Consider the following 24,903-nt stretch of genomic DNA (forward strand, 5'->3'; position numbering starts at 1 on the left):
GAGTTGGGAATTTTTAATAAATGATTAATTCCGTACTTCCTTTAGGCATCATAATATTAACTTTGGTATTGACCACTTCTTTTCCAAAAATAAAAGTATTGATTGGACTACTATTGGGACGCATTTCTTCTATTTCGGCTCGGGTTCCATAAAACAAAGCACCACTAGGACAAACAGTTGCACACATGGGTTTTTTACCAATGCTTGTTCGGTCATAACACATGGTACACTTCATCATCAAATCGTAGGATTCCTCTTTTTTGGGCACGCCAAACGGACAAGCCATCACACAATTGGAACAACCTATACAACGTTCAGTATTGGCGGTATGCACGATACCGAACTCGTCTTTTGAGATGGCATCGGCTGGGCAAACATTGGCACATACTGGATCATCGCAATGCATACAAACCTGAACTGTGGTTTGGATTGTCGACGCTCTATCTACATAATTGACATGAATCATAGAGTCCTGTCCATTAGTCTCGCATTCGGCACAAGCCATTTCACAAGCTTTGCAACCAATGCATCTTTGCATATCTACAAAAAATTCCTCGTTTGTATTGAAACTGGTGTAATTCATATTTCTTTTTTATAGATTAAACACTAGCAAATGCAGTTGATTCTCTAGAAGGTCCAGCTATTTCTTTTAGGGGTTCCAAATGACAAGCGCAAACTTTAAATTCAGGTATTTTAGAAACGGGATCTAAAGTTCCTGGTGTTAACTGATTCGCTGATTTTTTTCCTGACCAATGATAAGGGATAAAAACAGTATCTTCTCTGATGGTTTCAACTATATTCGCAGGAAAAATTCCTTCACCCCTTCGAGTAGACACTTTTACTAATTCTCGTTGTTGAATACCATATTGCTCAGCCAATTTGGGATGAATTTCTAGCAGCGGTTCTGGAAATTGATCTACTAATTTCCCTATACGTCGAGTTTGTGTTCCACTTAAATACTGAGAAACCACTCGACCTGTAGTCAAAACCACTGGATAATCTGCATCAACTACTTCGCCCGGTAATTTATATGGTGCAGGATTAAAATGCGCTTTACCGTCTGGAGTTTTAAATTTTTTATCTTCCCAAAGTCTTGGAGTTCCAGGATGATCCTCGGTGGGACATGGCCAAAAAATACCCATATTATCTTCTATTCTTTTATAGGTAATTCCGTTATAATCGGCTGTTCCTCCTTTAGACGCTACTCGTAATTCGTTAAAAATTGCCTCACTATTTTCATAAGTAAATTTATCCTTAGCTCCCAAGCGATCCGCCAACTCTAATAAAATAGAAGTATCCGTTCTAGCATCACCTGGAGGCGTTACTGCTTGACGAATACGGATGACGCGACCTTCTGCCGAAGTAGTAGTGCCTTCCTCTTCTTCTTGTAAGGAACCCGCTAAAATCATATCGGCATGACGAGCCGTTTCATTCAAGAAAAAGTCAATACAAACGTAGTATTCTAATTTCTCTAGTGCTTCACGTACGTAATTGCTGTTTGGTAATGACACTAGAGGGTTGAAACAAATCGAAATCAATCCCTTAATTTCTCCACGGTGAATGGCTTCGATAATTTCATAAGCAGACAAACCTTTTCCGGGTAAGTCTTTTTCATTGATTCCCCATACTTCAGAAATATACTTACGGTGTTCAGGGTTTTCAATGTCGCGATTTCCAGGTAATTGATCACATTTATGACCGTGTTCTCTTCCTCCCTGACCATTCCCTTGCCCTGTTATCGTTCCGTAACCACAATAAGGTTTCCCGATTCTACCTGTTGCCAATACTAAATTAATACAGCCTACAACATTATCTACTCCTTTAGAATGGTGTTCAATTCCTCGTGCGTGTAATAAAAAACTAGTTTTTGCTTTGCCCCATAATTCCGCTGCAGCCTTTATTTTATTTCGATCAATTCCGGTCACTTCCTCTGCCCATTCTAGAGTATAATCTTTAACCGCATCAATGGTTTCTTGAAATCCAGAAGTGTAATTATCAATAAAATCGTGATCCAAAAGATCATGATCTACTAAATATTTCAACATAGCACCATACAAAGCTGAATCCGTTCCTGGACGAACATCCAAATGAATATCGGCTGTTCTTGCTAAAGGAATCATCCTTGGATCGACAACAATAATCTTAGCACCACGGTCACGTGCTTTCCAAATCCAATGGGTTAGCGTAGGAAACGTTTCACTAATATTGGCCCCAGCCACAATAATGACTTCGGCATATTCTAAATCAGAATAGTTATTTGAAGCTCTGTCCAAACCAAAGGCTTTTTTATTACCCGCTCCTGCACTCACCATGCACAAACGACCGTTATAATCTAAGTTTTTGGTTTTTAAGGCTACCCTAGCAAATTTTCCAACCAAATAACTTTTTTCGTTGGTCAATGAAACACCTGAAAGCATCGAAAAAGCATCTTTACCATATTTTTCCTGAATACGTTGTATTTCTGAAACGGTTGTACCTAAAGCCTCGTCCCAAGAAGTAGGTACAAATCCTTTACCCTCAATCCTTTTAAGTGGAGAAAGTAATCGGTCTGGATGATTGTTTTGCAAATAGCGTTGTACTCCTTTGGGACACAATCTTCCTTCGTTAAATGGAAATTCCATCCAAGGTTCAAAACCAACCACTTTATTGTCTTTGACCAATAACTCAATGCCACACTGCATACCACAAAAGCAACAATGGGTTTTTACATTTTTGTCAGGTTCGTCTTTACCGTCGTAACCATCCTTGGGAGCATAATTCAAATGTGGCCCAAACTTGGCAATGATATTTTCTTCTGCTGTAGGTAATTTTGCCATTTTATATATTATTAGCCCCCTAACCCCCAAAGGGGGAATTAGTGATTGGGATTTTTTTATTTTCTTAAATTCCTTATTTTATCTTCAACAATTCCCACTTTGAGGGTTGGGGGGCTTTATCCAAACAAATTCCCTCCAGCTTGTCTTGCTTTCAAATGAGCTTGTGCCAATCGAGATCTCTTTCCTTCAGGACTCAAGTCCAAGTGAGAGGTACCGTCTTCATGAGAAAAATCAAAACCTAACTCCTCTGTTACTGTTTTCAAATCTTGAATGTGCAATTTGGTAGCAAATTCTTCCCCAGTATGAGGACAAACCGCCATACCCATCTTCATACCTTGTTTTTTATAGATATGTGCCCCAATTTGAGCGGGTCTTTGAATGATGTGGAAAAACTTTCCAAAGGGAATCCAAATCAAAAATAGTATCACCGTAACAGCATGTAAAACTGCTAAGAAATCAAAGGCAAAACCTTTCATGAATTGATAAGAATAGGTCAAACCTAAACCCGTTACTGAAATAGCAATTAACAAAATCAATGGCAATAAATCACCTTCAAAAGTTTGGGTAGCAATTAAACCTGGATTGGTTAAACGTCTTCTTAAATAATATAAAGACCCAAAAATCACCAAGTACGAGGACCAATTCAAAGCATGAAAAGTTAGAAAAGCCATAATAGAATCGAGTTCAAAATCCATTACTTTAAAACCAAAGAAATAGGCCTCATAGGTAGAAATAGTATTGGGCGCCATTGCGAAATGAATCCAACCAAAGGTGAGTGGAATGGTAATCAAAAAAGCAGAGGTACAGCCCACGGCAATCATAAAATGTGCTAACCAACGGTATTTCCCTCTTGGATAAATAAATTTTTGAAAAGCAATATTTTCAACTGATTCCTTCGTGGCAAACCAAAAATGAGAAAACACTTTACCGGTTACCAAATAAGTAATTCCCCTTTTGAAATAAATCCATGTCGGCGGGCGTTGTAACCACACCGAATAACGATAGACAATTCCGAAAAAAGCAAAAACGGTTCCAAATAAATAGGTAATTAAAGCCGCATCAAAATTTTGCAAATTTCTGGAACCAAAAAACACCAACACAATCATAACTATAGAAAGCCCTGTTGCAATTAGTAATGCTTTGGTATTAAGATTTTTATTTTTCATTATATTTTATAACAAATTAAATACTCAAGACTTTCAATTAACTTGGTTTTTCACAACCTTTTCTATTATAAAACCACCAATTAATGATTGTAGCTAAGATACTAAATAAAATCAAACCAATAAAGAATTGATTTACAGTACCATTAGAAGATAAATTATTTCCAATTAATTTTGAGAAAATAAAAGGCCCAAAAGCAGCTATAGCAGCAGTCCACCCAATAACACCGGCAGCTTGACGCGGATCGTGTGAAAAAATAATAGGATATTGTCTAAAGGTACCAGCGTTACCAACACCTGTAAAAAAGAACATCACTAATATTACCCCAACAAACATCGGAAACTGATCTAAACTAGTAGGAGCGACAAGACCTTGAACAATCAAAATAATTGAGCCACCAATAATACCAACCCCTGTAAGCGTAGTCAAAATAGCACCACCCACTCTATCGGCTACAAAACCAAAGGCTACACGGCTCGCAGAACCAATTAATGGGCCATAAAAAGCATATACTAAAGGATCCGGAGCATTAGGAAAATCGCCATATAAGAACTTAATCATTAATGGAAATGCAGCTGATAGTCCAGCAAAAGTTCCAAAAGTCATCACATAAGTAATAGTACAATACCAAGTATGTTTGTTACCAAAAATATCCATTTGCTCTTTTATAGAAGAATGCATGGGAATACTTTTCAAATACAACCAGCTTATAATCGCAAGAAGCACCAAAAAAGGAACATACCAGAAGGCTGCAGATTGAATAAAAATTTGCTTATTCACAACCGCTTTATTATCTGAACTTAAATTATTTAAGATTTTTTCCGCTAGTTTTGGATTTGCATTAGCTATAGCTTTGGCTTTGGCTTTGGCAGGTAAGGCTGATAAAAGTGTAGCAGTGTCAGCTGAAGCAATAGTAGCCTTCACAGAATCTAAAACAGTAGGTTTTATAGAAGATAATAAGGCGTTCTGCACTTCAACTTCTAGTGTACCAAAAACCTCTTTTTGTTTGGCAACGTCTACAGTTTTAAAAACATTTAAAGCTTCTTTGGCATCAATACTTGTAAAAATAGAACCTGCACCATAAAGACTTACACTTAAAATAAGAGGTGTTACAAACTGAGCCAAAGACACACCAAAGTTACCAATACCCGCTTGTATCCCTAACGCAGTTCCTTTGAGTCTTTTTGGAAAAAACAAACTCGTACTTGGCATGTATGACGAAAAATCACCTCCACCAAAACCACACGTAAAAGCCAAAACCGCAAATACCCAAAAAGGAGTACTGTTGTCCATAACCGCAAAACCAATTCCAACAACAGGAATTAATTTTATAATGGTCGCCCAAGCTACCACGTGTCTTGTTCCAAAAATTGGTAAAATAAAGGTGTGTACTATCCTTAAAAAACCTGCAGCTAATCCTGGAATAGCCACCAACCAAAAAAGTTGATCTTTTGAAAAAGAAAATCCTAAGCCTGGTAATTTTACCGCAATTACACTCATCATAAACCATGAGGCAAAGGACAATATTAATGAAAGTGTAGTTATTGTTAGCGTTTTCCAAGCAATTGCGCTACCTGTATTTTTCCAAAATTCGTTATCTTCTGGTTCCCATTTATCTAGCCATGTTTTCATGTGTGATTTTTTTTTATGTTAGCAATACTTTTAAAAAATGATTATCTATAAATTTTCGATGTTTTTGCAAATAAAACACCTATTATTCATGTTCTATATGTTTAGAAAACTGAGGAATTTGTACTCGGATAGCTTTGATGATGGTTTTGTGCATCCATAGTAAACAAATCGTTGAAATAGCAAAAATGAAGATCCAAGAACTCGTCCACAAACCGGTTGTACTGAGCAAATACCCAAAAATGATAGGCCCCAAAAAACCACCTAAACCTCCGATTAACCCAACCATTCCTCCTACTACACCCACTTCATTAGGAAAGTACTCTGGTATGTGTTTGTATACCGCCGCCTTACCAATTCCCCATGAAATCCCAATCAAAATGACTAAAACTAGGTATACCCACATATTGGCTTCAAACTTAATTTGGGTAATTCCTTTAGCAATAAGTTCCTTCTTTTTGACCGCCTGATTTTGTTTCACTAGTATTTCCTGCCAAGAAGTTTTTTCTGGAAAAATAGCTGCTTTTTCAGTTTCAACATTTTTTTTGCTGTTGATAGTGTGAACTTTATCATCAATTTTTATTTCATTGGAAGTGATTTGGGTAACCACACCACTATCAGTGGCTAAAACTCCTGGTCCAGCAGTGAAAATCTCCATTTTGGGAAACATCAACAAAAAACTGATTACGATTGAAGAACCCAACACCCAATACATTACTTTTCGTGCCCCAAATTTATCAGATAGATAACCGCCAAAGGCTCTAATTACTCCAGAAGGCAAGCTAAATAGTGTAGCAAACATACCTCCCATGACTAATGAAGTTTGGTAAACATTCATAAAATTGGGTAATAACCATTGAGAATAGGCTACAAAACAACCAAAAACTAGAAAATAGTATGCTCCAAAACGCCAAACACGAACGGATTTAAGAGGTTTTAAAAGATTTTTAATCTCCTTACCTTCTACAGCTGATTTCTTATTTTTAGCAAAAAAGATAAAAAATAAACCCATAATTATTAAAACAACGCCATAAGTAATGGGTAACATTTTCCAACCTTCGGAAGGATTATCTTGAGAAAAATTGGTCAACAAAGTGGGCGCTACAAAAGTAGTGATAGCAGCACCTGCATTTCCCATCCCAAAGATACCCAACGCTCTTCCCTGCCAATGTTGCGGATACCAAACAGAGGTATACCCAATACCAACGGCAAAACTAGTCCCAACCATTCCGAAAAGAAAACTCAAAACAGCGAAACTCCAAAAACTAGTTGCTAGGGGCAATAAAAAAAGAGGAACCGCACAAAGTAACAATAACATAGAAAAAACTATTTTACCTCCAAACTTATCGGTCAAAATACCTATTGGTAGTCTGAAAATCGATCCTGATAAAATAGGAATTCCAAGCAACCATCCCACTTGTACCACACTCCAGTTGAAAATACCACGATCTACCAAAAAAGTAACCAATACACCATTGAGTGTCCAACAAGCAAAGCAAATGGTAAAAGCCAAGGTATTTAGAAAAAGGATTTTATGAGATTGTACTAAATTATTCATAAATTGTTTTTATATCAATTGTTACAAGAAACATATTATTTTCAAACAAAAAAGGGGATTAAAATCCCCTAATTTAATTAAAAAAACCTAAACATCAACACTTTAGGCCTATTTGTTATTTGTGCTAAATAATTTTGGACTGAAAGAAACCATTACCCAAGCCCAGTTGTTGCCATCGGCAGCATTGGTAACATTTTTAACTCGCTCTAAAGTAGAAGAGGTAAATATTTGTGAAAAACCACCACTTAAAACGATGTCTTTTTGCAAGGCATAAGAGGCGGTAAAGTCAATTTCTGTCCCTAAATAGCTATCCATTTTTTTGCCTTGAGCATCAAATACTTTACTAGGTGCATTAAAAATATGAGGCACTAAAGTAAATTGCCACTGCTTATTTTTGTAATTCAATTTTAAATAAGCATCTTGTAAACCCACATTATTTTGGTGATTCCCTACATAAAAATAATCCATCAAACCATTAAAGGCATGGTTGGTACCGAACAATGGTGTAAATGATTTCAGCTTAGCATCGGTATCATTTTGATCTTTTCCTGAAAGATATTCATACCCTAATCCTGCTGAAAAACCATCCACAATAGCATAATTTACAAAACCTGAAGCATACCAAGCGCTCAATTGTTTGCCTGCACTTTGTCCTGTTTGCGCGTACAATCCTAAATTAGCATCCCACTTGTTTTCTTTATAAGTAAGATAGGTCCCAAAGGTTTGCTTGTAATCTACTTCTAATTCGTTTGTATTTTTTTGAAATTCATACCCTGTATTTAAAAACAACAAACTCATGTTGATTTTTGACCAGTTATTATGAAACCATGCATATTGCATCGATTTGTAATTGGTGGTATAAGGATTTTTAGGTTCCACCAAATTCTCCGCATTAGCATTTAAAGCAAACCCTAAATCGAGTTGGCTTTTACCTTTTTTGTAACTGATTAATGCCGCATCATGACTTTGTCCTTGTTGCAACCAATCAATACCTCCCATAATTCTTTCATTGTCATACGAAAGTACTTGTCGTCCTAATCGTGTTGACCAATTGTCATTAAAATTATATTTTGCCCAAGCTTCAAAAACAGCCAAACCGTTTTTACCAGCAGTGGCAGTTGTGGCAGCATCTCCCCAAGTACGAATGTCTTGAACGCTTAACTTGGTTGTTAATTTATCTTGATGAAAAGAGAAATTGACACGAGAGCGTTGCGAGATAAACGAAGTGGCATCTTCCGAATCTAAAAGAGGACTTTTAAAACCATTTCTGAATTCAAATCGAGGTCGTAACTGAAGATCAACATCAAACTCTTGCGAAAAAACATGATGACTACAACCGATTATCGCGACAAGGAAAAACTTTTTTAGAGTATTCATTTTAAATGTATTTAATTTACTGTTCAAAAATAAAAGACATATTTATCTTTTATTATGATAAAAATCATTTTATGTTAAATTTATTAAAAATATTTATAAGCTTTGTAAGTTTTTAATAATTAAATCAAAAACAGGCTTAATTTAAGAATTAGTGTAAGTATGCACACTATTCTGTGCAGTAGGTAAATAATTCACTCCAAACCAACAGATTAACAAGATCAAAAAGGCAGATGCCAATAAATACATGGCTTTTTTATCTTCTCTTGGATGGTAGAATCGATAATGGATGTAAAGAATATAACCGATCCAGGTTAAAAAGGCCCAAGTTTCTTTTGGATCCCAAGTCCAATAATGCCCCCAAGCTTCTTTGGCCCATAATGCCCCAAATAACAATCCTAAAGTTAAGAATGCCGTGCCTATGTACACCAAATTATCAGCCATTTGAAGGCTATTACTAGATGGTTTTAGAATTTCTTTAATAGCAACAAGACAAGAAACACCAAGCGCAGCATACGAAAACAAATACACAATAACATGAGGTACAAACCAAGGACTCTGCAACGCTGGCATTAACGTTTGGGAGTACATATCAGGATTAAAATAGTTTAAAGTAAGAAACAAAAATGCCATAAGAATAGTGTAAAACAATATCCAAATGTATTTCCATCTCAGATAAAAAACGGTTCCGATAATGGGCAAAAATAAAGCGTACCACAATCGGGTTTCACCCAAAGTTCTCATGGGTGGACGGTCTAACATCTGCCATAAATAAACTACAAAACCAATAATAACTAGTATTGCCATGGCATTAAAAACCAAACCTACTTTTAAAAAAGTATTCGAGTTTTTAAACGACAACAGTAAGAACACTATGGACAACAACCATAATACTCCACTGACATAATAAAATGAATTATAATCAATCATTTTTTTTAGATTTTACATTGCCAATAAAAAAGAGATAAATTGCTCCAGCAATCATCATAAAGACTCCTGTGTATACTACAGGCAACCAAGGGTCTTTTACCAACTCAATAGTTGATGTGGTTGAGTATTTTCCAAATCGATCATCATAACTCAATTGATACATTTTCCAACCCATGACCTCAAAAGGCTTGTTTACTTCTACCACAGCCGAATATTCTTCCTTGTCAACGGTGAACACTTTTATTTTTGAACTGAATTTTTTAGGCTCCGGTTTCGTTAAAACCAAATATTGATGTTGATCTAAATTCAAAGATTGTTGATCGTACAAAAAAGACCCCGAGGCTAACCAACCCTCACTTTTAAAACCGCTACTTTTATTAACCACTTTAACATAAACCGCTGGAGTAGCTCCTTCTTGATTTACGGAACGGTACATAGATTCAAAGCGGACGGCATCAGGAATATAGTCGACAACTTCAACTTCATAATTATTTTCTAGTTGGGCCTTGACACCTTTTTTGACTAAAATCAAATTTTTACCTTTCTCTTTGATCAGTTCTCCCTTTTGGTTGATCAGAGCTAATTTGGGTGCAAATTCTTCCATTACAAAATCTTCCAAAACCACAGCAATCGGCATGACAACAGCTTTATTATTCTCGTCATTAGCCACCCAAGAGATCTTACCCTCTTTGAGCTCCATGGTATAACGAATCAAATCGCTCGAACCAAAAATTCCAGCATTTAAAGCTATATACAGCCCCAAATGATTGGCCAAAAAACCTAAATTAGAACGAATTCCCAAACTGATTCTTTTGATACTAACCATTAACAAAGCGGTAGAAAAAAAGAAAACTAAAAGTAAGAAATACCAAGTTTGTGTGATTTTATTTAATCCCAAAAGGGTAACAAAACTTGGCTCGTTTTCAGGAATTTGAGGTACAGTTCCTATTAGCATTGTCAATAGCAATACCATCACAATAGCTACCATTGAAGCGGGCACACGAGTGATCCACCTGATGAGTTTTGAACTTTTAAAAAGAACAAAACTCATGGTGCAAAACACGATATGAATCACAAAAGAGATCATGTTAAAAGGCCATTCCAAACGTAACTCAAGACTGTTGCCGAGTACTATTTGCAAAACAACCCCCAAAAGGAATAGCGTAACACCCACAATGATGGACTCTCTATACCCCCATGATGTCTCATTTCTAGTTTTATTTTCCATACTTACTTTCTCTTTCCTTTGCCTTAGCATCCCAAGTTGGCAATACTTCTTTTTTCCATTTTTCTTTGTCGGCATGCAATTTTTTCATGTTCAACCCTAAGTATTCTTGAGCTTTAGCTTTTGTAGAAATATCAGGCATTGGTACTGGCGTTTTTTGACCTAAAGCAGCCAAAACTCTCGCTAATTTTACACGAGCATCGATGGCTATAGCTAAACCAGAGGAAACAGTTCGACCAATTTCAACTGGAGCATGAAAAGATGCACCGTGACCAGCTGTAGCATAATCCCAACGCCATTGTGCGTGACGAATATCCATCAAGATATCTTTCATTTGAGCCTCTTTAGCTCCTAATTTCCATGCTTGACCTGCTTCAATATGTGCTTTTACTAAATTTTCTTCCAAAGAAGTTACATTTTCCTTAATACTTTTTTGACGGGTGTACACATCGTCAATCAAAGAATTGGCATCGTCTCTATGACAAACCTGACAAGAATTTTGAACATTGTTTAAAGGAGATTGTAAGTGGTGATCGGTAAATTTGGTTCCTCCTTCTGTTTTATAAGGCATGTGACAATCGGCACAAGAAACCCCTTTTTTGGCATGAATCCCCGTGGTGAAGGTTTCGTAATCAGGGTGTTGCGCTTTAATCATTTTGGCTTTACTTATTGGGTGTACCCAGTCTTCAAAGCCTTTTTCATCAAAATATTTTTCAATCGCTTCTGCCGTCATTCCTTTTTCCCATGGGAAAGTCAGATAAGGAACTTTTGGATTCTCTACTGTTTTTTTATCAAAGTAGTATTCAACGTGGCATTGCGCACAAACCAACGATCTCATTTCGTTATGCGTAGCTTTTTTAATGTCTTTTCCTTGTTTGGCATACGCTTCGATCAAAGCAGGACGAGTAATGGTCAAATTCATTGTTTTCGCATCATGACAATCCGCACAACCAATTGGATTTACAATTTCTGGTCCCAATTTTTCAAAAGAAGTTTTATAGAATTCAGCTACTCCTCTTTCGGCCATAATACGAGGCACATCAGGACTTTTACAGGTCCAACAAGTTCCTGGCATCCCTTTGGTCGTATCGTTTGGATACAAATTGCCGGTACGTAGCGTATTTCGAATATCTTTGATCGCATAGGCATGACCACGACCTTGTGTATAATCTTTTGCGAAAGCATAACCCGCCCATAAAATCACTAATTTTGGGTTTTCGGCCAATTCATCAATCATGGCACTACCGTTATACATACTTCTAAATGAAGTGTCTTGTGTAGCCATATAGGTTTCGTATTGCTGCGGAAATTGTTCACCCCACACTGCATTACGAGGGTCATTTTCGTGGATATCCTTTTTTTCTAAGCCTGCAAATCGAGATTCATATTTTCGTTCGATGATTGATGAGGCTAAAATTCCTAATACAAATACGATTAGGATTGTACCGATAAGAAACGACCAATTTCTTATGTTTCTTTTTTTGATTGGATCCATTTTAAGTGCTATTTATTTATTTTTTATTTTTCTCTTCTAATTGTTTTGCTAACCATTCTGGCATTTTATCATCCTCTTCGGTTGTTTTTTTTCCGAGCATGGAGGAGGTTGACAAACTTTTGGTTCTACCGTGAGGCATTTCTCTATGACAATCCCAACATTTTCTGTCGGTTCTATGTACATCATAATCTGCCATTAGGCTAGATTGTTTTGGATTTTTTAATTGTCTATCGTGACAACGAATACAATTTTCTTTTACTACTTTTTGACCGGGTTCGTGCATGATTATGGCTTCGGGTTCCGTTCGGGTGGTGAACACAAAGGCATGATACAAACCATCTTTCGCTTTAAAGAAATATTTATTAAAAACATTGTCGTGCGGTACATGACAATCATTACAAGTTGCTTTTTTGGCATGAGAAGACACCATCCAAGTAGCATATTCTGTATTCATAACATGACAATTAATACAAGCCTTTGGATCATCAGAGGCATAGGACGCCACGTTACCAATTTTTAGCATGTACAATCCCAAACCAAGAATAATCCCTATTAGCAACAATACTGCAGGGCGCCATTCTGGTGGCGGATACATTCTTCTAATCCATCGTGCTTTCATTTTTGTTAGTCGTTTGAATTCTAATTATTACTTTATTATAAACAAAAATATTAAAGACATTTTTGTCTTTTTATGATAATTATCATTTTAATAAAAATTTAGTAGCTATTTGTAATTAATTAACACTTGAGAATTTCAATTAAAGATAAATTTGTCTTTTATTGAAAAATAAGTACCTTTGTACCCAATTTTAATTCAAATAGTATGAACACAACAAACACTACTACCATAGGAGAATTTGTAGCAAAAGATTTTAGGACCGCTGCAGTATTCTCTAAATACGGAATCGATTTTTGCTGTAAAGGCAACAGAACTATAGCAGAAGCCAGCGAAAAAAAAGGGGCTGATAGCCAAACTATAATTAATGAAATCGAAGCTGTTCTAGCCAACACAACCGATACGACAATTGATTTCAAATCTTGGCCTTTGGATTTATTAGCCGATTATATTGAAAAGACGCATCACCGTTTTGTAGTTGAAAAGACCAATGTATTGCTTCCTTTTTTAGATAAATTATGTAAAGTTCATGGACCTAGTCATCCTGAATTATTAGAAATTAATACCCTATTCTTGGGTTGCGCTGCAGATATGGCACAACATATGAAAAAAGAAGAATTGGTTTTATTTCCTTTCATCAAGAAAATGGTCAATGCTACTTTAACTGATCAATTATTAGAACAACCCCATTTTGGAACCGTGGAAAATCCTATTGCCATGATGATGCATGAGCATGAAAACGAAGGCGATCGCTTTAGAAAAATTGCTGAATTGACCAACAATTATACGCCTCCTTCCTATGCTTGCAATACTTTTAAAGTAACCTTTGCCATGCTTCAGGAATTTGAACAAGATCTTCACAAACACATCCACCTTGAAAACAATATTTTATTTCCAGCAGCTGCTGAACTTGAGAAAAAATTTGTAGCCTAGTTGAATTATTTTAAAAATACCCTAAATGCGATGAATACATTTTTTTGCATTTAGGGTTTTGTGTTTTCTATAAACTTTTGTTTTTCAGTTTGTATTATTTTTTTACGTAGCCAGCAATAATTATCAATAAAATAATAATCTATTTTGCGATAAAAGCTCAAAACAATCTAGATTAATTTGAATAAATTTGCAGAAGCATAACTATTATGTACACATAATACAGCACGATTTTCACTAGCTGACTAAATGTGTGTTTTTTTCTAAAAATCTACCATATTATGGCATTGACTCAGTGCCACTAAAATTATTAGTATGTTTTCAAAAACCTGTGAATACGGCATTCGAGCGGCAATTTTTATTGCTTCCGAATCTTATCAAAATAAAAGAGTAGGATTAAAAGAAGTAGCAAAAAAAATTGATTCTCCCGAGGCGTTTACGGCTAAAATCATGCAAATTCTAACCAAAAATAAATTAATCGATTCCAATAAAGGCGTTGGAGGAGGATTTGAAATTCCTCTGGATCGTATTTCGAAAATAAAGATATCCCAGCTTGTGAATGCACTAGAAGGTGATCGTGTTTTTACCGGATGCGGATTAGGTTTATCCGATTGTTCCGAAGAGCACCCCTGCCCTATTCATGACAAATTCAAAGCCATTCGCAACGGATTGAGTGAAATGTTAGAAACTACCACCTTAGAAGAATTGGCTTTAGGATTAAAATCTGGGGATACTTTTTTGAGATATTAATCAATACTATTTTCAGAAATATTTTTACGGAAAGCAATAATTAACTCCCTTTCAGTCAAAAATCACTCTTTACAAAAGTAAAGTCTGACACATTCGTATATACAACAAAAATCCCATCTCAAAATACTGAGATGGGATTTTTGTTGTATGACTAAAAACCAAAGATTATTTTAATCCCGCCAAACTTTGCTCAATAGTGGCAATTTTGGCTAAGGCATCGGCTTCTTTTTTACGTTCCATTTCAATTACTTTCTCAGGTGCACCAGCCACAAATTTTTCATTCGCTAATTTTCCTTGAACCGATTTCAAAAAGCCTTTGGTATAGTTTAATTCCTCGGTCAATTTAGCAATTTCTGCTGCTACATCAATATTTCCAGTAATCGGAATAAAATATTCGTTGGATTTTACACGGAAAGACAAAGCGCCATCCACTTTTTCTGAAACGTATGCTAATGAATTTATATTCCCCAATTTAGTTACTATTGCATCGAAATAAGTAGAAGCTTTATCATTGTTCACCACTTTCAATTCGATAGTATCTTTAAACGGAATGTTCTTATCTTTACGAATGGTTCTAATTCCAGAAATTACTTCGATTGTATTTTCAAAATCAGCTATCAATGCCGAATTAAATGGTTTAATTTCTGGCCAAGTTGAAACAATTAAAGCCTCCTCTTTGGTTCTATCCGCGATTAAATGCCAAATCTCTTCTGTTAGGAAAGGCATAAAAGGGTGCAACAATTTCATATTGTTTTCTAACATTTCGATGGCTTTATCAAACGTAGCTTTATCAATTGGTTGTTGATAAGCAGGTTTGATCATTTCCAAGAACCAAGAACAGAAATCATCCCAAACCAATTTGTAAATTCCCATCAAAGCATCTGAAATTCTATATTTTTCAAAATTGTCTTCAATCTCAGCCAAGGCTTGTTGCAACTTCGCTTCGTACCATTCAATAGCAACTTTTGAAGATTCGGGTTGTGGAATCGTTTCAGAAACTTCCCAACCTTTGATTAATTTGAAAGCATTCCAAATTTTATTAGAAAAACCTTTTCCTTGATTACATAACTCTTCGTCAAACATTATATCGTTTCCAGCAGAAGCACTCAAAAGTAAACCTACACGAACACCATCGGCACCAAACTTTTCAATTAAATCCAAAGGATCAGGAGAATTCCCCAAAGACTTCGACATTTTGCGACGTTGTTTATCACGAACCAATCCTGTTAAATACACATTCGTAAATGGTTTTTCACCAGCATATTCATATCCCGCAATAATCATTCTGGCAACCCAGAAAAATAAAATATCTGGTCCAGTAACCAAATCATTGGTAGGATAATAGTATTTAAAATCTTCGTTTTCTGGATCCATTATGCCACCAAAAACAGACATTGGCCATAACCAAGAAGAAAACCAAGTATCAAGAGCATCTGGATCCTGACGAAGGTCAGAGGTTAGAAGTGAGGAGTTAGAAGTTTTTTCTTTGGCTAAGGCTAAAGCCTCTTCAATATTTTCAGCTACTACAAAATCTTCTTTACCATCACCATAGAAATAGGCAGGAATTTGTTGTCCCCACCACAATTGACGGGAAATATTCCAATCGCGAATGTTGTTCAACCAATGCGCATAGGTGTTGTTAAAACGAGAAGGATGCAATTTAATATCGCCATCTTCTAAAACCGATTTAATCGCTGGTTTTACTAAATCATCCATTTTTAAGAACCATTGGTCAGACAATCTTGGTTCGATTACGGCCTTAGTTCTTTCAGAGGTTCCTACTTTATTTAAATGAATCTCGGTTTTAGCCAAAGCACCAATTGACTCTAATTCCTGAGCAATTTCGGTACGAACTACAAAACGATCTTTGCCTTGGTAATGTAAACCAAAACTATTTAAAGTCGCATCTTCATTGAATATATCAACAATCTCTAAATTATGTTTCTCTCCTAGCGTCTTATCATTCATGTCGTGTGCTGGTGTCACTTTCAAGCAACCTGTTCCAAACTCCATGTCTACGTACTCATCGGCTATAACAGGAATTTCTCTACCACAAATAGGCACTACAACAGTTTTACCTATCAAATGTGAATATCTTTCATCGTTTGGATTGACACAAATTGCGGTATCGCCAAAGATTGTTTCTGGTCTAGTTGTAGCAACAATAACTCCTTCAGAATTAGTTGAAGCTCCCCCTTCGGGGGTTGGGGGGCTATACTTTAGAAAAAATAACTTTCCTTGTTGTTCTTCGTAAATTACTTCTTCATCAGATAATGTAGTTTTAGCCTCAGGATCCCAATTTACCATTCGGTAGCCGCGGTAAATCATTCCTTTGTTATACAAATCCACAAAAGATTTGATAACAGAAGCCGACATATCTGGATCCATTGTGAATTTGGTTCTATCCCAATCACAAGAGCAACCTAATTGTTTCAATTGTTCTAAAATGGTTCCACCATATTTATCTGTCCAATCGTAGGCGTGTTTCAAAAATTCTTCACGCGTCAAATCGGCTTTATTAATGCCTTCTGATTTTAATTTAGCTACTACTTTTGCTTCAGTAGCAATCGATGCGTGGTCCGTACCTGGCACCCAACAAGCGTTAAACCCTTTCAAACGAGCTCTTCGAATTAAAACATCTTGAATCGTATTATTCAACATATGCCCCATATGTAAAACTCCCGTAACATTTGGAGGTGGGATTACAATAGAATAAGGCGTTCTGTGATCTGGTTTTGAATGAAAATACTTGTTTTTCATCCAATAGTCGTACCATTTCGTTTCAATAGTTTTAGCGTCAAATTGTGCAGGAATATTCATTTTAAAGGGATCTATTTTTTTATTAACGTTTGCAAAACTTCTTAGTCCTTGATTTACAAGCTATAAGATACTTACAAATTACAAATTAATTTCTGGTTCAATGTTTGTTGTATATTGTGGACAAAAGTAATTAATAAAGTAGAGTATAAAAAACGATTTAATAATTTGTGTCTTAATTAAAAGAAACTATATTTACTCTGCCCAACTAAAGTAAACAACATGAAAAATCTCCTTACCATCATAGCGATCTTGTTTATTTCAATGACAAGCTTTGGACAAAATAGTCCTAAAATAGAATTTTCCGCACCAGATAATACTATCGATTACGGTAAAGTCAATAAAAACGCAGATAACGGTATTCGTACTTTTGAATTTAAAAATACAGGCGATGCTCCACTAGAAATCATCAATATCTTTTCTACAAAAGAATGCAATATTTTGAGTAAACCTAACGCTGCAATTCAACCAGGACAGTTTGGTGAAATTCAAGTAAAATACAACATGGCTGTAGGTCCAATTAGAAAAACCATCACTGTTGAAACTAATGCCGTAAATCAAGAAAATGGACGAGTAGCCTTGAAAATAAAAGGCGAAGTCATCTAAAAATCATAAGTAAAAAAGGTTAAAGTTCATTTTCAAGTTTAAAAGTGAACTTTAACTCTTTTCCTTCTCGCAGCACAACAATCGTGATTTGCTTATCTTCCTCTACCATAAAGAGACTTAACACTTTTTGCAATGTATATTTGTAAACCGATACGTCATCAATTGAAAGAATCTCGTCACCCACTAGTAATCCTTTCTTTTCTGCTGCCGATTTTTTTCGAATATTTGAAATAAAATAATTGGGTTTTAATTCAAATTTATACTGAAAATCATTGAAACTTTTAGCTATTTGCTGTCCGCTATTGGCATACGACACGAGCTGATTGTTTTCAAGCTTTATGTATTCTTGCACCCATCGCAAACCATTTTGTTCAATTTCGATTCCACTTCTATTGTATTTAAAATGCGATTTAAAAGTGTGATTTTTTTTCAAATACATGTTTTGATTTTGATAGTCAAAAACTACTTTGAACCTTCTAAAAATTTCGGCCCCTACAGATCCCACTCTATTCGGAACCATTCGTACATGCTTTAACGAACTTGAGTCGGGAAAAGCTACAACAGGTGTTTTGAAATTAAAATCGGCCAATTGAACCTCATTAATTTTAGCTCGTTTGCCTTCTATATCACCACTAAATCCTTTACCCAAAAAATCGTCAAAATGCTTCGTTGGCACTTTTATTCCTACAGTCGGATTTTGAAAAACCCAAATCGCATCACTATTACCAATATCAATTAGCATTTTTGCTTCCTTAACAATACTATCGATTTTTAATTTTGCGGTCAAGTAAGGTTTAGCATTTTCAATAGTAATAGGAATTTTAGTGAATTTTTTCTCTAGTTTTTGTAGGTATTTAGCGGAAGGTTTAGTAATTACTAATTTCTTCTTAATGTAGTTAATTTCAACTAAATTATTCCTAAAAAATGGAGCACCGATAATACCGTTAACTGGAATACCGATATGAGAGGATAAATTGAATTTTTGATCTAAAATAATATAAAACAACTGTTTATTTGCTACCAAACCATTAACAAACAAATTATTATTGGTAGATTTCAAACCCTCTACAGATTCCTCACTGCCCAACCCTCGAAGTAAAACTTTTTCAACATTGTATAAATTCAATTCTTTTTTTTCATCAAGACTAAACAAAATAGTTTCTTCAACCCCGCTATCTAATAAAAAATTTAAGGGAATACCATTGACCTCCATAGTAATAAAAATAAGATTATTGATCAATTGAAATGGGACTTCCGTTTTAGTTTGATTGGAGAGAAAACGAAAACCTTCTTGAGCCTGAAAAGGAACATACTGAATTAAAAAAAAGACTAAGAAGAATTTAACTTTCATTTGAAATGGGTTTGTGTAATATTACAAAAAATGCAACATATTTTTTGGATTTTGATATATAATTGAGTGATTTAAATCATTTATTTTAGAAAAAAATTGCAAATTTGCACCTCAATCATTACAAAATGCCAAATATATCCAACAGAGGCAGACAAATGCCAGAGTCACCAATTCGAAAATTGGCTCCCTATTCCGAATCCGCTAAGAAAAAAGGACTAAAAGTATACCATCTAAACATTGGACAACCAGACATTAAGAGTCCACAAATTGCCATTGATGCTATAAAAAATATTGATTTAGATTTATTAGAATACAGCCCATCAGCAGGCTATGAAAGTTATAGAAAAAAACTAGTTACTTTTTACACCAACCAAAATGTTGCAGTAGATTACGAAGATATAATTGTTACCACAGGAGGTTCAGAAGCTTTGCTATTTGCCTTGGGCAGTATTATGGATCCAGATGATGAAGTAATTATCCCAGAACCTTTCTATGCTAATTACAGTGCGTTTTCAGCGGCTTCTGACGCTAAAGTCGTTCCTGTAAATTCAACCATCGAAACAGGTTTTGCTTTACCTCCTATTTCTGAATTCGAAAAATTAATTTCGGATAAAACCAAAGCGATCTTAATTTGTAATCCCAATAACCCAACTGGATATCTGTATTCAAAAGAAGAAATCGAGCAGTTAGGCGCTTTAGTCAAAAAACACGATTTATTCTTGATTGCTGACGAAGTGTACCGTGAATTCATTTATGATGGTGACACCCATTACTCGGTGATGAATCTCAAAGGTTTAGAACAGAATGTTATCATGATCGATTCGGTTTCTAAAAGATACAGCATGTGCGGCGCTCGAATTGGATGTATGGTAACGAAAAACAAAGAAGTAATTGCCGCTTCGATGAAGTTTGCACAAGCACGATTGAGTCCACCAACCGTGGAGCAAATTGCCTGTGAAGCCGCCATCGATGTCCCTTTAGCTTACTTTGAAGAGGTTATTAATGAATACAGAGAAAGACGTAATACAGTCATTGAAGAACTACAAAAAATAGAAGGCATACAAGTCACAGCACCAAAAGGCGCTTTTTATTGCATTGCACAATTACCCATTGCCAATACCGATCATTTTGCACAATGGCTATTAGAAAGCTATCAATTGAATGGCGAAACGGTAATGGTTGCTCCAGCTGCAGGTTTTTATTCCACACCAGGCATGGGACTCAACCAAATACGTATTGCTTACGTTTTGAACAAAAAGGATTTAACAAAAGCCATTCACATCTTAAAAGAAGGCTTGCAGCAATACCAAGAAATTACAGCCTAAGATTAAAATTTATTACGCTATTTTGTACGTACATTATCATATTAAAGCCAATAAAATAGCGTAATAAACAAATCAATTAATTCGATATTCTGATTGAATTTGTTGTTATTTATTATTTATCTTTACCCTCTAAAAAAAATAGACCTATAAATAGTACTTTTTAATGATAAATAACGAAGAATTCCACGACGAGATTGGAAACAACCATATTAGCACTAGTGCAAAAAACCCAGTAAGAGACGATGCCTTTTCCATTTCGGATGAAGAAAAAATAGAACGTATCAAAAAAGACGTCGAAAACATGTTACTTACCTTAGGCATGGATTTAACAGACGACAGCTTAAAAGGTACCCCAAATCGTGTAGCAAAAATGTTTGTGAAAGAAATTTTTGGCGGTTTAAATCCAAATAAAAAACCAAAAGCTTCAACGTTTGACAACAACTACAAGTATGGTGAGATGTTAGTAGAAAAAAACATCACCTTGTATTCTACCTGCGAACATCATTTGTTACCAATAATAGGAAGAGCACACGTGGCTTATATTTCTAATGGTACTGTAATTGGTTTGTCTAAAATGAATAGAATTGTTGAATATTATGCAAAAAGACCTCAAGTACAAGAGCGTTTGACTATGCAAATTGTACAAGAATTACAAAATGCTTTGGGAACCGAAGACGTAGCTTGCGTGATTGATGCTAAACATCTTTGCGTAAATTCTAGAGGAATAAAAGATATCGAAAGTAGTACGGTAACCTCAGAATTTGGTGGAAAATTCAAAGAAGCTCAAACCAGAAGAGAATTCTTGGATTACATTAAACTAGAAACGAAATTCTAAGAGTTTATGGTTTGTTGTTCTTAGTTCATAGTTCTGATGGGAAAAATTCAAAAATTTGAAGATTTAGAAATTTGGAGTTTGGCACGAGAAATTTGCCAGCTTGTTGAATTTCTCATTCAAAACACCAACTTAAAAACTAATTATTCACTGAGAAACCAAATCGATAGAAGTTCAGGGCCAATAATGGACAATATTGCCGAAGGTTTTGAGCGAAACGGCAATCGAGAGTTTATTCAATTTTTAAGTATTGCAAAAGGTTCTGCTGGGGAAGTAAAATCACAATCCTACAGAGCTTTTGACAAAAATCTAATCACGAAAGAACAGCATTTCAAATTGAATGAAATAGTTGAATTAGAAAAAAACAAAATCGGTGCAATGATGAACTATTTAAATAATTGTGAGATGAAAGGTCTCAAATTCAAATAATTCAATCTACACAACAAACAATAAACAATAAACAATAAACAATAAACAAAAATGCCTTTATATAGTAATCAACCCCTCAAAATATACAATTCTCTATCTGGAGAAAAAGAACCATTTGTACCCGTTCACGAAGGAAATGTAGGAATGTATGTTTGTGGTCCAACGGTGTATAGCAATGTGCATTTAGGGAACGTGAGAACTTTTATGTCATTTGATGTGATTTTCCGTTATTTATTGCATTTGGAATACAAAGTTCGCTATGTGCGTAACATTACCGATGTAGGTCATATTGTAGATGATGTAGATGAAGGAGAAGATAAAATTGCTAAAAAAGCGAGATTAGAACAATTGGAACCGATGGAAGTCGTCCAACGTTATACTGTTGATTTCCATCGTATTTTGAGTGCTTTTAATTTTTTACCTCCGAGTATTGAACCTACAGCTACTGGACACATTATTGAGCAAATTGAAATTATCAAAAAAATAATAGACAATGGATTCGCTTATGAAGCCAATGGCTCTATCTATTTTGATGTGGTAAAATTTAATGAAGACCATCATTACGGAATTTTGAGTGGTAGAAACATTGAAGATATGTTGGCTAATACTCGAGATTTAGACGGTCAATCCGACAAACGAAATCCTCAAGATTTTGCTTTATGGAAAAAAGCGGAACCACAACATATTATGCGTTGGCCTTCGCCTTGGAGTGATGGATTCCCAGGTTGGCACCTAGAATGTACTGCAATGAGTACAAAATACTTGGGCAATCATTTTGACATTCACGGTGGTGGAATGGATTTGAAATTCCCACATCACGAATGTGAAATCGCTCAAAATGAAGCGTGCACTGGACACACACCTGTGAATTATTGGATGCATGCCAACATGCTTACTTTGAATGGTAAAAAAATGGCAAAATCGACTGGAAATAATATTTTGCCAGGAGAGATTTTGACCGGAGACAATACTATTTTGAGCAAACCGTTTTCTGCTTCAGTGACGCGTTTCTTTATGTTACAGGCACATTATAGAAGTATTCTTGATTTTTCGGATGATGCTATTGTGGCTGCCGAAAAAGGATACAAACGATTAATGGAAGCTCTTTCGTTATTGAAAGACTTGCCTACAAGCGCTCAGTCGTCTATTGCAATCGGAGATTGGAAACAATTGTGTTATGACGCGATGAATGATGATTTCAATACACCAATTTTGATTGCGCATTTATTTGAAGGTGTTCGTTATATTAATGTCATCAAAGACGGCAAGGAAACCATAACAGCAGAAGATTTGGCTTCATTTACAACCGCTGTAGAAGCTTTTGTATTTGAGGTTTTAGGTCTTGAAAATGAAAAAATTTCAGATAGCAGTAACGATAAATTAGAAGGCACCATTCAGTTATTGATTGACATGAGAAAGCAAGCCAGAGAAAACAAAAACTTTGCGCTTTCGGACCAAATTAGAGACCAATTATTGGCGCTAGGCATTCAGTTAAAAGACGGAAAAGAAGGAACTACTTTTAGTTTATAATGCAAAAGTGAGAGGTGAAAAGTGAGAGGTGAAAAGTGAGAGGTGAAAAGTGAAAAGTGAAAAGTGAAAAGTGAGAGGTGTGGTGTTAGCAATTTGAATGCTGCGTGAACAAAAAACATCTTAGTCCTTAGCCCCGATGGGAGTGGCATCCTTTGCCTTTTTTCTTTAAAAAGGCAAAGATATAACGGACAGCGGGACCCATGCTTACTGAAATTCCCTTTGTTTGCTGCTCCTAAAACTGCTTATTTTCTAATTTTTTTGAATCTGAATGTATGTTGAATCGAATACTTACTTATCCGCTGATTGTTTTGGTTCGGTTTTATCAAGGTGCGATTTCACCTTTTACACCTGCGGCCTGTCGTTACGAGCCGACTTGCTCAAGCTATATGATTGAGGCCTTGCAGACTCATGGTTTTCTTTATGGCGGTTACTTAGGTATCAAACGAATTTTGAATTGCCATCCTTGGGGCGGAAAGGGATATGATCCGGTACCCGAAAAAAAATGCGAACACAAATAGTAATAAATATTTGATATTTTTATTACATTAAATCTTTATTTTTACGAAAAACAAAAAACATAATGACACACGCTTTGCACCTTGTTTGGAATCCAACTGAAGGAATTGATTTGGGCTTTTTCATGATTCGTTACTACAGCCTCATGTTTGTAGTGGCTTTTGGATTGGGTTGGTACCTGATGAAACATATTTTTGAACGTGAAGGAGAATCGATCGAAAAATTGGATTCGCTTTTTATATGGACCGTATTGGCTACTTTAGCTGGGGCGCGATTGGGCCATGTGTTCTTTTATGATTGGGAATATTATCGCAATCATTTGGTAGAAATTGCCCTTCCCATTCGTGAAACGATTAATGGATGGGAATTTACTGGTTTTACAGGTTTAGCGAGTCATGGTGCTGCAATTTCGATTGTGATCGCTATGTATTTTTACAGCAAAAATATTTTGAAACGTCCACAGTTATGGATTTTGGATCGTGTGGTGGTTCCTGTAGCAAGTGGAGCAATTTTTGTGCGTTTGGGTAACTTTTTCAACTCAGAAATCATTGGTCAAGAAACTACGTCTTCTTTTGGTATTCGTTTTTTGAGAGATCAATTTAGCCCAAGAGAGGTAGTAAATGCTACAGGTATTCCGAATCCAAATGAAGCGTATACTGCTATTGCTACCGACCCAAGATTTGCGGATATACTAGCACAAGTACCAGCAAAACACCCTACACAATTGTATGAAGCTTTTGGTTACATCTTCGTTTTTGCCATTTTGTTTTTCTTGTATTGGAAAACAGATGCTAGTAAAAAACCGGGGTTTTTATTTGGCTTGTTTCTAATACTTTTATTTACCGTTCGTATTATTGTAGAATCGGTTAAGGAAAGTCAAGGCGGTTTTGAAAGTAATCTAGGCAACATATTATCAACAGGACAATGGTTGAGTATTCCGTTTATTGTTGTTGGTTTGTTTTTTGTGATTAAGGCCAAGAAAGAGGCGTAATCATTCCAAATAATAATAC

21 protein-coding genes are annotated in these 24,903 nt (G+C 35.6%); 9 read left to right on the plus strand and 12 right to left on the minus strand.

Annotation, left to right across the window (positions count from 1 at the left end):
- Window positions 1–13: 13 nt before the first annotated feature.
- From AO58_RS0102305 to nrfH, 10 genes are all read right to left on the minus strand, one after another.
- Window positions 14–583 carry a 4Fe-4S dicluster domain-containing protein gene (locus tag AO58_RS0102305; RefSeq protein ID WP_024980155.1) on the minus strand — a complete coding sequence of 190 codons (570 nt, stop codon included), beginning with the start codon at window positions 581–583 and terminating at the stop codon, window positions 14–16.
- Between the two features lie 16 nt (window positions 584–599).
- Window positions 600–2,816 carry a molybdopterin oxidoreductase family protein gene (locus AO58_RS0102310; RefSeq protein ID WP_024980156.1) on the minus strand — a complete coding sequence of 739 codons (2,217 nt, stop codon included), beginning with the start codon at window positions 2,814–2,816 and terminating at the stop codon, window positions 600–602.
- Between the two features lie 116 nt (window positions 2,817–2,932).
- A complete protein-coding gene (locus AO58_RS0102315) occupies window positions 2,933–3,982 on the minus strand; it encodes a hypothetical protein (protein WP_024980157.1) in 1,050 nt (349 codons plus the stop codon).
- A 37-nt stretch (window positions 3,983–4,019) separates the two neighbouring features.
- A complete protein-coding gene (locus AO58_RS0102320; RefSeq protein ID WP_024980158.1) occupies window positions 4,020–5,612 on the minus strand; it encodes a magnesium transporter MgtE N-terminal domain-containing protein in 1,593 nt (530 codons plus the stop codon).
- A gap of 82 nt (window positions 5,613–5,694) precedes the next feature.
- Window positions 5,695–7,167 (minus strand): MFS transporter, encoded by a 1,473-nt coding sequence (locus tag AO58_RS0102325; RefSeq protein WP_024980159.1) that lies wholly within the window; start codon window positions 7,165–7,167, stop codon window positions 5,695–5,697.
- 108 nt (window positions 7,168–7,275) lie between these two features.
- Window positions 7,276–8,544 (minus strand): alginate export family protein, encoded by a 1,269-nt coding sequence (locus tag AO58_RS0102330; RefSeq protein ID WP_024980160.1) that lies wholly within the window; start codon window positions 8,542–8,544, stop codon window positions 7,276–7,278.
- A gap of 141 nt (window positions 8,545–8,685) precedes the next feature.
- Window positions 8,686–9,471, minus strand: coding sequence for a cytochrome c biogenesis protein CcsA (ccsA, locus tag AO58_RS0102335; RefSeq protein ID WP_024980161.1), 786 nt, complete (start codon window positions 9,469–9,471; stop codon window positions 8,686–8,688).
- Window positions 9,464–10,699, minus strand: a complete 1,236-nt coding sequence (locus AO58_RS0102340; protein ID WP_024980162.1) for a cytochrome c biogenesis ResB family protein — start codon at window positions 10,697–10,699, stop codon at window positions 9,464–9,466. The genes ccsA and AO58_RS0102340 overlap by 8 nt, the downstream gene beginning before the upstream one ends.
- Window positions 10,689–12,191, minus strand: coding sequence for an ammonia-forming cytochrome c nitrite reductase (gene nrfA, locus AO58_RS16855; protein WP_139225536.1), 1,503 nt, complete (start codon window positions 12,189–12,191; stop codon window positions 10,689–10,691). Before nrfA ends, AO58_RS0102340 begins: the two co-directional genes overlap by 11 nt.
- Window positions 12,192–12,207: 16 nt before the next feature.
- A complete protein-coding gene (gene nrfH, locus AO58_RS0102350; RefSeq protein ID WP_024980163.1) occupies window positions 12,208–12,810 on the minus strand; it encodes a cytochrome c nitrite reductase small subunit in 603 nt (200 codons plus the stop codon).
- A gap of 204 nt (window positions 12,811–13,014) precedes the next feature.
- On the opposite strand from nrfH, the gene ric reads away from it, so the two are divergent.
- On the plus strand, window positions 13,015–13,740 hold the full coding sequence (gene ric, locus AO58_RS0102355; protein ID WP_024980164.1) for an iron-sulfur cluster repair di-iron protein: 726 nt from the start codon (window positions 13,015–13,017) through the stop codon (window positions 13,738–13,740).
- A 312-nt stretch (window positions 13,741–14,052) separates the two neighbouring features.
- Window positions 14,053–14,487 (plus strand): RrF2 family transcriptional regulator, encoded by a 435-nt coding sequence (locus tag AO58_RS0102360; protein WP_024980165.1) that lies wholly within the window; start codon window positions 14,053–14,055, stop codon window positions 14,485–14,487.
- Window positions 14,488–14,652: 165 nt separating this feature from the next.
- Here AO58_RS0102360 and AO58_RS0102365 read toward each other — a convergent pair whose 3' ends face one another.
- Window positions 14,653–17,307 carry a valine--tRNA ligase gene (locus tag AO58_RS0102365; protein WP_024980166.1) on the minus strand — a complete coding sequence of 885 codons (2,655 nt, stop codon included), beginning with the start codon at window positions 17,305–17,307 and terminating at the stop codon, window positions 14,653–14,655.
- 219 nt (window positions 17,308–17,526) lie between these two features.
- On the opposite strand from AO58_RS0102365, the gene AO58_RS0102370 reads away from it, so the two are divergent.
- Window positions 17,527–17,910 carry a DUF1573 domain-containing protein gene (locus tag AO58_RS0102370; protein WP_024980167.1) on the plus strand — a complete coding sequence of 128 codons (384 nt, stop codon included), beginning with the start codon at window positions 17,527–17,529 and terminating at the stop codon, window positions 17,908–17,910.
- Between the two features lie 19 nt (window positions 17,911–17,929).
- On the opposite strand, the gene AO58_RS0102375 is transcribed toward AO58_RS0102370, so the two are convergent.
- Window positions 17,930–19,261 carry a retropepsin-like aspartic protease gene (locus AO58_RS0102375; RefSeq protein WP_024980168.1) on the minus strand — a complete coding sequence of 444 codons (1,332 nt, stop codon included), beginning with the start codon at window positions 19,259–19,261 and terminating at the stop codon, window positions 17,930–17,932.
- Window positions 19,262–19,386: 125 nt separating this feature from the next.
- Here AO58_RS0102375 and AO58_RS0102380 point away from each other — a divergent pair, with 125 nt between their 5' ends.
- The 6 genes from AO58_RS0102380 to lgt all read left to right on the plus strand — a co-directional run bounded on the left by AO58_RS0102380 (window position 19,387) and on the right by lgt (window position 24,884).
- Complete coding sequence (locus AO58_RS0102380; protein ID WP_024980169.1) at window positions 19,387–20,586, plus strand: pyridoxal phosphate-dependent aminotransferase; 1,200 nt, start codon at window positions 19,387–19,389, stop codon at window positions 20,584–20,586.
- Between the two features lie 163 nt (window positions 20,587–20,749).
- On the plus strand, window positions 20,750–21,421 hold the full coding sequence (folE, locus tag AO58_RS0102385) for a GTP cyclohydrolase I FolE (protein WP_024980170.1): 672 nt from the start codon (window positions 20,750–20,752) through the stop codon (window positions 21,419–21,421).
- Between the two features lie 36 nt (window positions 21,422–21,457).
- Complete coding sequence (locus tag AO58_RS0102390) at window positions 21,458–21,847, plus strand: four helix bundle protein (RefSeq protein WP_024980171.1); 390 nt, start codon at window positions 21,458–21,460, stop codon at window positions 21,845–21,847.
- A gap of 51 nt (window positions 21,848–21,898) precedes the next feature.
- Window positions 21,899–23,377, plus strand: coding sequence for a cysteine--tRNA ligase (gene cysS, locus AO58_RS0102395; RefSeq protein WP_024980172.1), 1,479 nt, complete (start codon window positions 21,899–21,901; stop codon window positions 23,375–23,377).
- Between the two features lie 272 nt (window positions 23,378–23,649).
- Complete coding sequence (gene yidD / locus AO58_RS0102400) at window positions 23,650–23,895, plus strand: membrane protein insertion efficiency factor YidD (RefSeq protein ID WP_024980173.1); 246 nt, start codon at window positions 23,650–23,652, stop codon at window positions 23,893–23,895.
- 62 nt (window positions 23,896–23,957) lie between these two features.
- Window positions 23,958–24,884: a prolipoprotein diacylglyceryl transferase gene (gene lgt / locus AO58_RS0102405; protein WP_024980174.1), complete on the plus strand. Its 927-nt coding sequence runs from the start codon at window positions 23,958–23,960 to the stop codon at window positions 24,882–24,884.
- Window positions 24,885–24,903 lie beyond the last annotated feature (19 nt).

It is taken from the genome of Flavobacterium succinicans LMG 10402, from assembly GCF_000611675.1.
Classification (GTDB): domain Bacteria; phylum Bacteroidota; class Bacteroidia; order Flavobacteriales; family Flavobacteriaceae; genus Flavobacterium; species Flavobacterium succinicans.